Origin of the sequence: Embleya hyalina (genome assembly GCF_003967355.1) — a bacterium.
Lineage (GTDB): Bacteria > Actinomycetota > Actinomycetes > Streptomycetales > Streptomycetaceae > Embleya > Embleya hyalina.
Genome location: NZ_BIFH01000023.1, coordinates 196,488 through 209,025, shown reverse-complemented (window position 1 = coordinate 209,025; position 12,538 = coordinate 196,488). Strand labels below are relative to the sequence as shown.

Sequence of the window (12,538 nt, the reverse complement as noted above, 5' to 3'; positions counted from 1 at the left end):
CGATCGAAAACTGTATCGATCCACCGCGCCCGACATCGTCTTTGCGGGCGTATTCTTTTCCAACGTAACGAAATAAACGAGCGAACGCATTACCCGCCCACCCCGGCCCGACCGACCGGCGGCCCGACCGACCGGCGGCCCGAGGACCGCGGGCCCCGGACCGACCCCCTCGCCGCGCGCCGCGCTCCCCCGGCCGCCCGCGACGCGGCGCGGCGTTCTGCCCGGAATGCCGGCGCCGGGCCCTCGACGAGCGAATACTGGTTGTGCACGCGGCCGCTACGCAACGCGATCCGACCGCGCCGCGGGCGGTACACCGAGAGCGAAGGGGGACGCGGTGACGGAGGACGACGGGCACGGATCGGGCGACGCGATCCAGTGCATGGGCTGCCAGGGCACCGGCCTGGACACCTCGGGTCGGGTGTATCGCAGCAGGCACCGCGAGGTGTCGACGATCTGGGCGGGCACCCGCTGTCCGCACTGCCGGGGGACCGGTTGGCTGCGCAACGGCCCGACCGATCCCCCCGAGGGCTCCCCGGGCGGTCCCTGGCGCACCGGCACCTGACCGGGCGGGCCCACCCTCAGCCGCGCGCCGCGCCGTTCGCGACGGGTCGCAGATAACGCCGGAACCCCTGGGCGAGGGCGTCGAACCCGCAGGCCCGATAGAAGGCGTGCACCTCGGCACCGTCGGCGGCGAGCAGTTGCACCTTGTAGCACCCGGCGTCGCCGGCGGCGGTGAGCGCGGCGGCCATCAACCGCCCGCCGATGCCCCGCCGGCGATGCGACGCGGCGACCACGACGTTCTCCACGAACATGATCGAGTGCCCGCCCCGGGTGAGGTTGGGCAGCACCACGCTGTCGACGGTGCCCACGACCGTGCCGTCCAGGTCGGCGACCAGCACCGTGCGCCCGCGCTGGGTGGCGATGTCCGCCCAGATCGCATGCGCCTGCTCGATCGGCGGCGGCACGTCGCCGGGATGGAATTCGGCGTAGAGCGCGAGCAACCCCGACAGATCCCGGGCGGTCGCCGGGCGGATGGTCATGGTCATGTCGAGAGCCTACAAATCGGGACCGCCCGGGGCACGACACCCGGCCGCCCCGCCCCGGCCCGTCCCCGGGCCCGCCCACTCACCCACTCGGGTGAAATCCCACCCGTCCGCGCACGAGCCGGCGCGGATCGCATTCCCCCAGTTGACGGCGCCGCGCCGGGGTACCGCCCGACCCCGCCCCGACCCCCTCCGGTTGTCGCATCGCCCGATTCGCCGTCTGCTGGAGAACGAAGCTCCCACACGACTACCTCCGGCCGGCGGCACCCCCGCCGCGACTCCGGGAACAGGAGCGTTGGCTCGTGAAGACGAATGTCACCCCGCAGGAACTGATCGGCCGCAAGGTCGTCGATTCCGAAGGCAGCAAGATCGGGACCATCGGCCAGGTGTACCTGGACGACCGCACCGGCGAGCCGGAGTGGGTCACCGTCAAGACCGGCATGTTCGGCGGACGCGAGAGCTTCGTACCGCTGGGCCCGGCCGACATGCAGGGTGACGACCTGCGTGTGCCGTTCGACAAGGAGCTGGTCAAGGAGGCGCCCAGTCTGGGTACCGACGAGCACCTGTCGCCGGAGGAGGAGGCCCGCCTCTACCGTCACTACAGCGTGACGCCCTCGGCGGGCATGACCCGCACCGGGACCGCCGAAGGCACCACCGGAACCGCCGCCGGAGCCGCGGGAGCCGCCGGGGCCGCGGGTACGGCCGCCGCGGCGGGCACCCGACACCGGCCCGACATGTCCAAGTCGCAGCTCGCCGGTTCGGACGACGGCTACGAGGAGCTGACCGGCAGGCACGACCCGTCGGTGCGGACGAACGACCCGCCGACCCGGGCCGCGGACGCGCTGGACACCACGGCCGCCGGGACCGCCGGCGCCATGAGCGGCCGGGCCGCCCGCCCGACCGCGCGGACCGGCACCGAGGCCGGCACCGCCGGCACGACCCGGCCCACCTCCGCCGCCTCGGGCACCGCCCGGACCGCGGCGACCTCCGGCAAGGCCGGCATGGAGTGGATGACCCGTTCCGAGGAGCGCCTCGACGTGCACGTCGAGACGATCGAGGCGGGCCGCGCCGCGCTGCGCAAGGTGGTCGAGACCGAGCGCGTGGACAAGGTCGTCCCGGTGATGCACGAGGAGTGGGAGATCGTCCGCGAACCGATCGACGACTCCACCCGCCGCGGCGCCCTCGACAGCTCCGACATGCGGGAGAACGCGGTCGAGATCGTGCTGCACGCCGAGCGGGTCGTCGTCCACAAGGAGGTCGTCCCGGTCGAGCGCATCCGACTCGTCTCCAAGCGGGTGCAGGGCGAGCAGCGGGTGACCGAGGAGGTCCGCCGCGAGCGGATCGAATTGCACGACGGGGACAAGGTGCAGATCCTCGACGGCAAGGGCGAACGGCTCGACGAGAACCGGTGACACCGGCACCACACGAAGCCCCCGATCACCCCGGCACATGCCTCCGGCGGCGGTCGGGGGCTTTCGCGCGCGGACCCGCGCGGCCCGGGAAAATCGCGGGAAAATCGCGGGAAATCACCTCTTCCGCCCGGCGTTACTCGCCAGTAGGGTCCGAGCATGGACCTCACGGTGTTCGCCATTCCGGCCTTCACCCTCCTCCTGTTCGTCGAGTGGGTGTCGTATCGCTTCGCCCCCGACGACGACGAGCGCGGGTATGCGGTGAAGGACACCGCGACGAGCCTGACCATGGGTCTGGGCAGCATCGTGGCGGGCCTCGGTTGGGGATTGGTGACCGTCCTGGCCTGGGACGGGCTGCACGAGCTCACGCCGTTGCGGCTGCCGCACACGTGGTGGACGTGGATCCTGGTGATCGTCGGCGTCGACTTCTTCTACTACTGGGAGCACCGCGCCGGTCACGAGATCCGGCTGCTGTGGGCGAGCCACGTCGTGCACCACTCCAGCCGGCACTACAACCTCTCCACCGCGCTGCGGCAGACCTGGACCGGCGCGCACCACATCGTGTTCATCGGGCCGATGTTGCTGCTCGGCTTCCCCTTCGCGATGGTGGTCACGTCCTTCTCGATCAACCTGCTGTACCAGTTCTGGATCCACACCGAGCGGATCGGCAGGCTCTGGAAGCCGATCGAGTACGTCTTCAACACCCCGTCGCACCACCGCGTGCACCACGGTTCGAACCCGCGATACCTGGACCGCAACTACGGCGGCATCCTGATCGTGTGGGACCGGCTGTGCCGCAGCTTCGAGCCCGAGGGCGAGCCGGTGAACTACGGGCTGACCACGAACATCGGGACGTACAACCCGCTGCGGGTGGCCTTTCACGAATACGCGGCGATCGCGCGCGACGTGCGGGCCGCGCGCACCTGGCGGGTGCGGTTCGGGCGGGTACTGCGCGGTCCCGGCTGGCAGCCCGCGCCGGCCGCGTCGACGGTCCCGGCGGGCGCCGCCGCCGAGGCCGCGGCGTGAGAGCTCGTGTGCTGCTCGTCGCCTACCTGACGCTGGGCGTCGCCGATTCGGTACTCGCGGCGGCGGATGTGGACGGGCCCCGCTGGGTCACCAAGACACTGTTGATGCCGGTGCTGATCGCCTTCGTGTGCGTGGCCGCGCGGCCCGGCGCGAAGCACGATCTATGGCTGCCGATCGGCGCGCTCGTGGGCGGGTTCGTCGGCGACGTGGGGTTGCTGGTGGACCGGGAGGCCACGTTCCTGGTCGGGATGGCCGGGTTCGCCGTCGGGCACGTCTGCTACCTGCTCGCCTTCCGGCGGGTGGGGATCACGCTGCCGCCGTGGCTGCCCGCGGTGTACCTGCTCGCCTGGGGCGCCATGATGGCCGGCGTCCGCGGCGGGCTCGACGATCTGCTGGTGCCGGTGCTCGGCTACAGCCTCCTGCTCACCGCGATGGCCGTGTGCGCGGCCGGCGTGGGTCGGCGCACCGGGCTCGGCGGCGCGCTGTTCCTGGGCTCCGACGCGGTGATCGCCCTCGGTCTGGCCGATGTCGACCTGCTGCCGGGTCAGGCGGCGCTGGTGATGCCCACCTATGTGGCCGGGCAACTGCTGCTGGCGCTCACCTGGGCGGCGTGGCCGTTTCCCCGCCGGTACGCCGACAAGGCGGTGGACCCTCGGTCCACCGCCTCGTCGGGTTGAGCGGGTCGGTCAGTCGGCGTACCTGGCCGCCGCCGCGGTGTACTCCGGCTCCGGGTTCATCGCCGCCGCGAGCCGCAGATACGGCGCCGCCTCGGCCCCTCGGCCGGCCCGCTCCAGGGTGCGGCCGAGCGCGTGGGTGGCCCACGCGTCACACGGGTCGAGTTCGATCACCCGGCGCAGCGTGGCCTCGGCCCGGCGGAGTTGGAGCGAGAGGTAGTACGCCCGCCCGGCGAGTTGCTGCACGGCGACGTTGTCCCGCTCCTCGTCGAGGGCCGGCTCCAACAGGCGCAGCGCACGCAGCGGTTCGCGCTGCTCGACCAGTCCTTCGGCCATGCGGTAGGTCTCCAGGGTCAGCGTCACGTCGGCTCCCTTCGCGATGCTCGTGACGGCGTCGGACACCGAGCAGAACCGAATACCCCGGCCGGGTATTCCGCCGGTACGCGGGCCCCGCTCAGGCGCCGGGGACGAGTACCGCGCGGCCGTTGATCCGGCCGTGGTGCAACCGGTCGTACACCTCCGGGGCGTCGTCCAGCGCGAACGTCTCCACGTGCGCCTTCACCGCGCCGCGGCGGGCCAGGTCGATCAGTTCGATCAGTTCGGCGCGCGAGCCCCAGTAGGGGGTGCTGACCGAGCACTCGTACGGGATCAGGCCGAAGCCGACCGGGAGGGTGCCGCCGCCGATGCCGACGATGGTCAGGTCGCTCTCCACGGCCGCGCACTTCGCGGCGAGGTCGACGGTGGGTTGTACGCCGGCGAAGTCGAGCACGAGTTGCGCCCCGCGTCCGTCGGTGGCCTCGCGGACGATGTCGGCGGCCCCGGCGTCGGAGGTGATCGCCAGATGCGCGCCGGAGGCCCGGGCCAACTCCAGCTTGTCCTCGCTCACGTCCAGCGCGATCACCTGCGCGGCGGAGAGCGCGCGGAGCAACTGCACCCCGATGTGGCCGAGGCCGCCGACGCCGATCACCACGGCGGTGCTGCCCGCGTACAGCTTGTCCAGCGAACGTTTGATCGCGTGGTACGGGGTCAGTCCGGCGTCGGTCAGCGGAACGGTCCGCACCGGGTCCAGGTCGCCGATCGGGACCAAGTGGCGCGGGTCGTCGATCAGCAGGTATTCGGCGAGCGCTCCCGGGGCGCCCAGGCCGGGCGGGCGGATGCCGAGTTCCGCGGCGCGCGAGCAGTAGTTCTCCCGGCCCTGGGCGCAGGCGTGGCAGGTGCCGCAGCCCCACGGCCCGTACACGACGACGGCGTCGCCGATCCCCAGGCCGGTGACCCCCTCGCCGAGCGCGGCGACCACGCCGGCGCCCTCGTGGCCGAGGGTGAGCGGGGCGGCGAAGCCGAAGTCGGCGGGCGGGCGGCTCATCACGAAGATGTCGGAGTGGCAGACACCCGCGGCGGTGACCCGGAGCAGTACCTGTCCGGGGCCCGGTTCGGGTGCGGGGATCTCCCGCACCTCGACCGGCTTGCCGAACTCGACGTATTGGACGGCCTTCATGGGTTTCTCCCTTTCCGGCGTACCGGCCCCCACGCGGGTGACGTGGCTGGTGCTCGGGTGGCACGGTGGGCCGGCGACGTCGATTCCAGACTATGACCCGCCAACCGGATGGATTACCGGGGCGGGGTATCCCGACTCCCGTGCTACGGCGCGGTGTAGCCGCCGTCGACCGGGTGGTAGCTCCCGGTGACGAACGAGGCCCGGTCGGAGAGCAGGAAGGCCACCGGTTCGGCGACCTCCTCGGGGGTGCCGAGCCGGCCCATCGGATGCAGCCGGGCCAGCGCGGCGCGCGCCTTCGGGTCGGCGTCGGCGAGCAGCGGGGTCTCCACGAAGCCGGGGCCGACCGCGTTGATCCGGATCCCGCGCCGCGCGTACTCGATCGCGGCGGTCCGGGTCAGGCCGAGCACACCGTGTTTGGCCGCCACGTAGCCGGCCGCGTTCGGGAAGCCGACCGCGGCGAGGATCGAGGCCACGTTGACGATCGCCCCGCCGCCGCACTCCAGCATCGCCGGGATCTGGTGGCGCATCCCGTGGAAGACGCCACCGAGGTCGACGTCGATCACCGTGCGCCAGCCGTCGGCCGGGTATTCGCCGGTGGGCGCGTGCGGGCCGGTGACGCCCGCGTTGTTCACCGCGAGGTGCAGGCCGCCGAACGCCGCCACGGTCGCGCGCACCAGTTCCGCGCAGGAGTCCGGGTCGGCCACGTCCACCCGGATGCCCCGGGCACTGCCGCCGGCCTCGGTGATCTCGGCGGCGACGCGGGCCGCGCCGACGTCGTCGAGGTCGGCGACCACGACCCGGGCGCCGTCCGCCGCGAGCCGCCGGGCGACGGCCGCGCCGATCCCGGAGGCGGCCCCGGTGACGATGGCGGTCCTGGCGGCGAAGTCGGCACTCATGCCTTCGATCCTGGAAGCCCCCCGCCGCACCCGCCCGCCGAAGGGGGCCTATCGGGGGACGCGCGTCAGAGGCCGCTCAGCGCCACGTCGAGGCCGCGGCTGACGATGTCGGCCTTGACGTCGTCCGGGAGTCGGGCCAGTTCGGTGTCCAGGAGCAGCACGCTCAGGCCGTGTACCGCGGACCACAACACCACGTCCGAATACCTGCGCCGCTCCTCCGGGAGCCGGCCCAGCGCGACCAGGTCGTCCAGCGCCTCGGACATCAGCGTGTACGACTCGTCCGACCCGCCGGGCGTGCCGCCGTACACCTTCCCGTCGTCCCCCTCGGCCTCGGCCGCCTGCCGCCGGCCGATCGACGGCTCGCCCTCGGCGGCGCCGAAGAAGATGGTCCGGAACAGGCCGGGTTCGGCGAACGCGAAGCGCACGTAGCCCAGACCCGCCGCGCGCAATCGGCGCATCGCCTCGTCACCGGGGTCCGGACACGGCTCGCCCTTGGCCAACTCGGCCCGCATCGTCGCCGCGAGCAGCGCCAGGCCGTGGTCCTTGACCGCCACGACCAACTCGTGGTGGTTGGCGAAGTGTCGATAGGCGGCGGTCGAGGACACCCCCGTCGCCCGCGCCGCCTCGCGCAGCACGATCGCCTGCGGCCCGGCCGCCCGGGCCCGTTCCACCGCAGCCTCGGTCAGCGCGTTCCGCAGGTCGCCATGGTGGTAGCCGCGCCGGCTCGGCGCGCCTGCGGCTTGCTCGCTTGGCATGGTTCTCCGTTCGATCCAGCCCCATGTTGACACCGCGCACATTCAATGCCAAGTTATCAATGCCAACATTGTTATCGGCGTCAACATGGCGTGCCGGACTCCGCACCCTCCGTTCCCCACGGATCGCATGAAAGGTCGATGATCATGCTCGAACGACTAGGGGACCTCGTCTTCCGCCGAGCGCGCGCCGTGCTCGTGATCGGCACACTGGTGTTGCTCGTCTCGGCCGGGGTGGGCTTCGGAGCCTTCGGCAAGCTGAAGGCGGGCGGGTTCGACGCGCCGAACTCGGCCTCGACCCGGGCCCAGGAGGAGATCAAGGACACCTTCGGCGGTCGCCCGAATCTGGTGATCGAGGTCCGGGCCAAGGACGGCTCCGGCGTGGACACCCCCGCCGTCGCGGACGCCGGTCGGCGGCTCACCGCCGCCCTCGCCGCCGCACCGGGCTTCGACCAGGTGGCCTCCTACTGGACCACCAACGCGCCCGGCCTCAAGGCCGACGGCGGACGCGGCGCGCTGCTCGTCGCCCACTCGGCCGAGGACGACATCGCCGAACTGCCCGAGAGCGCGCGACTGCCCGCCGACAGCCCGCTCCGGGTCCGGATCGGCGGCGACGCCGCGATCGGCCCGGCGGTCAACGGCCAGGTCGGCACCAGTCTCGCGATCGCCGAGTCGATCGCCGTACCGCTGACCCTGCTGCTGCTCGTGCTCGCGTTCGGCAGCCTGATCGCGGCCCTGGTCCCGCTGGTGATCGGCTTCGTCGCGATCATGGGCACGTTCGCCGAACTGTTCGTCCTCGGCAGTCTCACCGACGTGTCGATCTTCTCGATCAACCTCACCACGGCCCTGGGCCTGGGGCTGGCCATCGACTACGCGCTGCTGATCGTGGCCCGACACCGCGAACTGCTGCACTCCGGACACGACCTGCACGACGCGGTGGTGGGCACGGTGCGCACCGCCGGGCGCACGATCGTCTTCTCCGCCGCGACGGTGGCCGCCGCGCTCGCCGTGCTGCTGGTCTTCCCGCAGTACTTCCTGCGCTCGTTCGCCTACGCGGGCATCGGCGTGGTGATCATCACCGCGCTCGCCGCGCTGATCATCGCCCCGGCCCTGCTGACCGTGCTCGGCCCGCGCGTGGAGTCGATGCGCATCCGCGGCATCAAGGGCGTCCAGGGCGCCGAGGCGCCGATCTGGTCCCGACTCGCCGGTTTCGTCACCCGCCGGCCCGTGCTGACCGCGCTGCCCGTGGTCGCGGTGCTGCTGCTCGCCGCCTCGCCGCTGCTCGGGGTCACCTTCGGCACGCCCGACGAGCGGGTCCTGCCGACCAGTACCCAGGCCCGCCAGGTCGGCGACACGCTGCGCGCGGACTACAGCCTCGACGACACCCGCTCGCTCGACGTGGTCCTGCTCGGCACCGGTGCCCAGGCCCCGGTCGACACCTACGCCGATCGGCTCGCCGCCCTGCCCGGGGTGACCCGGGTGGACACCGCCGGTCCCGACCGGATCCGCCCGAACGCGCGGCTGATCTCGGTGATCACCACGCTGCCCGCCAAGTCGGACGCCGCACAGGACCTGGTCCACGACGTGCGCGCGGTGCCCGCCCCAAACGCCACCGAGGCCCTGGTCGGCGGCACCGACGCCCGCCTGGTCGACACCAAGGCCTCGATCGGCGACCGCCTGCCGCTCGCCTTCGGACTGATCGTGCTCAGCACCTTCGTCCTGCTGTTCCTGTTCACCGGGAGCATCCTGCAACCGCTGCGGGCACTGCTCCTGAACGGGCTCAGCATCACGGCCGCGGTCGGCATCACGGTGTGGGTCTTCCAGGACGGGCACCTGTCCGGTCTGCTCGGCTTCACCCCGCTGCCGATGGACACCTCGATGACGGTGCTGCTGTTCTGCATCGCGTTCGCGCTGTCGATGGACTACGAGGTGTTCGTGACCAGCCGGATCAAGGAGCTGCACGACGCGGGCGCGTCCGACGCGGACGCGGTCCGGCAGGGCCTGGGCCGCACCGGTCGCATCGTCACCACGGCCGCGGCGCTGCTCGCGGTGACCTTCGTGGCGTTCCTGACCAGCACCGTGAGCTTCCTGCAACTGTTCGGCTTCGGCGCGGCGCTGGCGATCCTCCTGGACGCCACGCTGGTCCGGGGCGTGCTGGTGCCCGCGGCGATGCGCCTGCTCGGCCGGCACGCGTGGTACGCCCCGCCGGTGCTGCGCAGGCTGCACGCGCGGGTGGGCCTGCACGAGTCGGCCCCGGAGTCCGGCGCGGCGCTGCCGACCAGGACCGGCGCCGAACGCGACACGGACGTGCCGGGCGTCGTGCGCTGACCCGCCGGCCGCTAAGGCGGCGGGCTCGCGCACGGACCGCCGCACCCTGTCACGCGGGGGAGGGTGCGGCACACACAAGGGGCCGCCCCCGGGATTCGCATCCCGGGGGCGGCCCCTTCGTCACACCTCGCGTCGGCTCGCGCCGGCGACTACTCCTTGGTCAGGTTCGGGCCCGAGCCGGTCGCCTCGACGGGCGGCGCGTCCGGCAGCGGTGCCTTCTCCATGCCCTCGAAGGTGAACTTCTCGTCCTTGCCCTCGCCCTCGGTGTCGACCACGATGATCGACCCCGAACGCAGCTCGCCGTAGAGGATCTTCTCGGAGAGGTTGTCCTCGATCTGGCGCTGGATCGTCCGACGCAGCGGACGGGCGCCCAGCAGCGGGTCGTAGCCCCGCTTGGCGAGCAGCGTCTTGGCGGCCGGACGGAGCTCGATGCCCATGTCCCGGTCGCGCAGCCGCTCGTCCACCTTGGCGATCATCAGGTCGACGATCTGGATGATGTCTTCCTCGGAAAGCTGGTGGAAGACGATCGTGTCGTCGACACGGTTGAGGAACTCGGGGCGGAAGTGCTGCTTCAGCTCTTCGTTGACCTTCGCCTTCATCCGGTCGTAACCGGTCTTGACGTCGGACGATCCGGAGAAACCGAGGCCGAAGCCCTTCGAGATGTCCCGCGTGCCGAGGTTGGTCGTCATGATGATGACGGTGTTCTTGAAGTCCACCACCCGACCCTGGGAATCGGTCAGCCGACCGTCTTCCAGAATCTGCAGCAGCGAGTTGAAGATGTCCGGGTGGGCCTTCTCGACCTCGTCGAACAGGACCACCGAGAAAGGCTTGCGACGGACCTTCTCGGTGAGCTGGCCACCCTCTTCGTAACCCACATATCCGGGCGGCGAACCGAACAGGCGCGAGACCGTGTGCTTCTCGGAGAACTCGCTCATGTCCAGCTGGATGAGCGCGTCCTCGTCGCCGAACAGGAACTCGGCCAGCGTCTTCGACAGCTCGGTCTTACCGACGCCGGACGGGCCGGCGAAGATGAACGAACCACCGGGACGCTTCGGGTCCTTGAGTCCGGCGCGGGTGCGCCGGATGGCCTGGGAGAGCGCCTTGATGGCGTCCTTCTGGCCGATGACCCGCTTGTGCAGCTCGTCCTCCATGCGGAGCAGTCGCGCGGACTCCTCCTCGGTCAGCTTGAAGACCGGGATGCCGGTGGCGGTCGAGAGAACCTCTGCGATCAGTTCCTCGTCGACCTCGGCCACGACGTCCATGTCGCCGGCCTTCCACTCCTTCTCCCGCTTCGCCTTGTCGGCGAGCAGCTTCTTCTCGCTGTCGCGCAGGGACGCGGCCTTCTCGAAGTCCTGCGCGTCGATCGCGGACTCCTTGTCCCGACGCACGTTGGCGATCTTCTCGTCGAACTCGCGCAGGTCCGGCGGCGCGGTCATCCGGCGGATGCGCATCCGCGAACCGGCCTCGTCGATGAGGTCGATCGCCTTGTCGGGCAGGAACCGGTCGGAGATGTACCGGTCCGCGAGCGTCGCCGCGGCCACCAGGGCCTGGTCGGTGATCGACACGCGGTGGTGCGCCTCGTAGCGGTCGCGCAGACCCTTCAGGATCTCGATCGTGTGCGGCAGGGACGGTTCCGCGACCTGGATCGGCTGGAACCGGCGCTCGAGCGCCGCGTCCTTCTCCAGGTGCTTGCGGTATTCGTCCAGCGTGGTCGCACCGATGGTCTGGAGCTCGCCCCGGGCCAGCATCGGCTTGAGGATGCTCGCCGCGTCGATCGCGCCCTCGGCGGCACCCGCGCCGACGAGCGTGTGCAGCTCGTCGATGAACAGGATGATGTCGCCGCGGGTGCGGATCTCCTTGAGCACCTTCTTCAGGCGCTCCTCGAAGTCGCCGCGGTAGCGGGAGCCCGCCACGAGCGCGCCGAGGTCGAGCGTGTAGAGCTGCTTGTCCTTGAGCGTCTCGGGCACCTCGCCCTTGACGATCGCCTGGGCCAGGCCCTCGACGACGGCGGTCTTGCCGACGCCGGGCTCGCCGATCAGGACCGGGTTGTTCTTGGTGCGGCGGGACAGCACCTGCATGACCCGCTCGATTTCCTTCTCTCGCCCGATGACGGGGTCGAGCTTGCCCTCGCGGGCCGCCTGGGTCAGGTTGCGCCCGAACTGGTCGAGCACGAGGGACGTCGAAGGCGTGCCCTCCTGCCCGCTGCCGCCCGGGGTCGCGGACTCCTTGCCGCTCGAGTAGCCGGAGAGCAACTGGATGACCTGCTGGCGGACCCGGTTGAGGTCGGCGCCGAGCTTCACGAGGACCTGGGCGGCGACGCCCTCGCCCTCGCGGATCAGACCCAGGAGGATGTGCTCCGTGCCGATGTAGTTGTGGCCCAGCTGAAGCGCCTCGCGCAGCGACAGCTCGAGGACCTTCTTCGCACGGGGCGTGAAGGGGATATGACCGGACGGGGCCTGCTGACCCTGACCGATGATCTCCTCGACCTGCTGACGCACTGCCTCAAGCGAGATGCCGAGGCTCTCCAGGGCCTTCGCAGCGACGCCCTCACCCTCGTGAATGAGGCCAAGGAGGATGTGCTCAGTACCGATGTAGTTGTGGTTGAGCATCCGGGCCTCCTCCTGAGCCAGGACGACAACCCGCCGCGCGCGGTCGGTGAACCTCTCGAACATCGTTATCGCTCCTCAGAGCGGTCGTGCAGATCGGGGACGGTCCCCTCCCTGTCCTTCCGCATGCTAGTCCTGCACGCAGGACCGCTCGATTCGTCCGTGAAGACGGGCGACCCACGTGTTGCGGACCGCCTTGGACAACTAGTCAAACCCGATGGTGCGAGACGATGTTCCCGCCGGCCACGTACTGAGGCCGATTCCGAGTACGCCAGAAGCGAACGCGGCATTTTCGATCGCCGGTTTCGC

General features: G+C 71.1%; 11 protein-coding genes. 5 read left to right on the top strand and 6 right to left on the bottom strand.

The window, feature by feature from the left end:
* Nucleotides 1–334: 334 nt before the first annotated feature.
* Nucleotides 335–562 carry a hypothetical protein gene (locus tag EMA17_RS24575; protein WP_126639271.1) on the top strand — a complete coding sequence of 76 codons (228 nt, stop codon included), beginning with the start codon at nucleotides 335–337 and terminating at the stop codon, nucleotides 560–562.
* 16 nt (nucleotides 563–578) lie between these two features.
* Here the strand turns inward: EMA17_RS24575 and EMA17_RS24570 are convergent, their stop codons facing one another.
* Nucleotides 579–1,046, bottom strand: coding sequence for a GNAT family N-acetyltransferase (locus EMA17_RS24570; protein ID WP_126639270.1), 468 nt, complete (start codon nucleotides 1,044–1,046; stop codon nucleotides 579–581).
* A 299-nt stretch (nucleotides 1,047–1,345) separates the two neighbouring features.
* Between EMA17_RS24570 and EMA17_RS24565 the strand changes: the two genes are divergently transcribed.
* The 3 genes from EMA17_RS24565 to EMA17_RS24555 all read left to right on the top strand — a co-directional run bounded on the left by EMA17_RS24565 (nucleotide 1,346) and on the right by EMA17_RS24555 (nucleotide 4,155).
* Nucleotides 1,346–2,455 carry a PRC and DUF2382 domain-containing protein gene (locus EMA17_RS24565; protein WP_126639269.1) on the top strand — a complete coding sequence of 370 codons (1,110 nt, stop codon included), beginning with the start codon at nucleotides 1,346–1,348 and terminating at the stop codon, nucleotides 2,453–2,455.
* Between the two features lie 156 nt (nucleotides 2,456–2,611).
* The gene (locus EMA17_RS24560; RefSeq protein ID WP_126639268.1) at nucleotides 2,612–3,478 is read left to right on the top strand and encodes a sterol desaturase family protein; all 867 of its coding nucleotides are present in this window, start codon (nucleotides 2,612–2,614) and stop codon (nucleotides 3,476–3,478) included.
* Entirely contained in the window at nucleotides 3,475–4,155 is a 681-nt protein-coding gene (locus EMA17_RS24555) for a lysoplasmalogenase (protein ID WP_126639267.1), read from the top strand. Before EMA17_RS24560 ends, EMA17_RS24555 begins: the two co-directional genes overlap by 4 nt.
* A gap of 9 nt (nucleotides 4,156–4,164) precedes the next feature.
* Here EMA17_RS24555 and EMA17_RS24550 read toward each other — a convergent pair whose 3' ends face one another.
* The 4 genes from EMA17_RS24550 to EMA17_RS24535 all read right to left on the bottom strand — a co-directional run bounded on the left by EMA17_RS24550 (nucleotide 4,165) and on the right by EMA17_RS24535 (nucleotide 7,298).
* Nucleotides 4,165–4,515 (bottom strand): tetratricopeptide repeat protein, encoded by a 351-nt coding sequence (locus EMA17_RS24550; protein ID WP_246126865.1) that lies wholly within the window; start codon nucleotides 4,513–4,515, stop codon nucleotides 4,165–4,167.
* A gap of 91 nt (nucleotides 4,516–4,606) precedes the next feature.
* Nucleotides 4,607–5,647, bottom strand: a complete 1,041-nt coding sequence (locus EMA17_RS24545; protein WP_126639266.1) for an NAD(P)-dependent alcohol dehydrogenase — start codon at nucleotides 5,645–5,647, stop codon at nucleotides 4,607–4,609.
* A gap of 143 nt (nucleotides 5,648–5,790) precedes the next feature.
* The gene (locus EMA17_RS24540) at nucleotides 5,791–6,543 is read right to left on the bottom strand and encodes an SDR family NAD(P)-dependent oxidoreductase (RefSeq protein ID WP_126639265.1); all 753 of its coding nucleotides are present in this window, start codon (nucleotides 6,541–6,543) and stop codon (nucleotides 5,791–5,793) included.
* A 65-nt stretch (nucleotides 6,544–6,608) separates the two neighbouring features.
* Nucleotides 6,609–7,298, bottom strand: a complete 690-nt coding sequence (locus EMA17_RS24535) for a TetR/AcrR family transcriptional regulator (RefSeq protein ID WP_126639264.1) — start codon at nucleotides 7,296–7,298, stop codon at nucleotides 6,609–6,611.
* Between the two features lie 144 nt (nucleotides 7,299–7,442).
* Between EMA17_RS24535 and EMA17_RS24530 the strand changes: the two genes are divergently transcribed.
* Nucleotides 7,443–9,623, top strand: a complete 2,181-nt coding sequence (locus EMA17_RS24530) for an MMPL family transporter (RefSeq protein WP_126639263.1) — start codon at nucleotides 7,443–7,445, stop codon at nucleotides 9,621–9,623.
* A gap of 149 nt (nucleotides 9,624–9,772) precedes the next feature.
* Here EMA17_RS24530 and EMA17_RS24525 read toward each other — a convergent pair whose 3' ends face one another.
* Nucleotides 9,773–12,295, bottom strand: coding sequence for an ATP-dependent Clp protease ATP-binding subunit (locus tag EMA17_RS24525; protein WP_126639262.1), 2,523 nt, complete (start codon nucleotides 12,293–12,295; stop codon nucleotides 9,773–9,775).
* Nucleotides 12,296–12,538 lie beyond the last annotated feature (243 nt).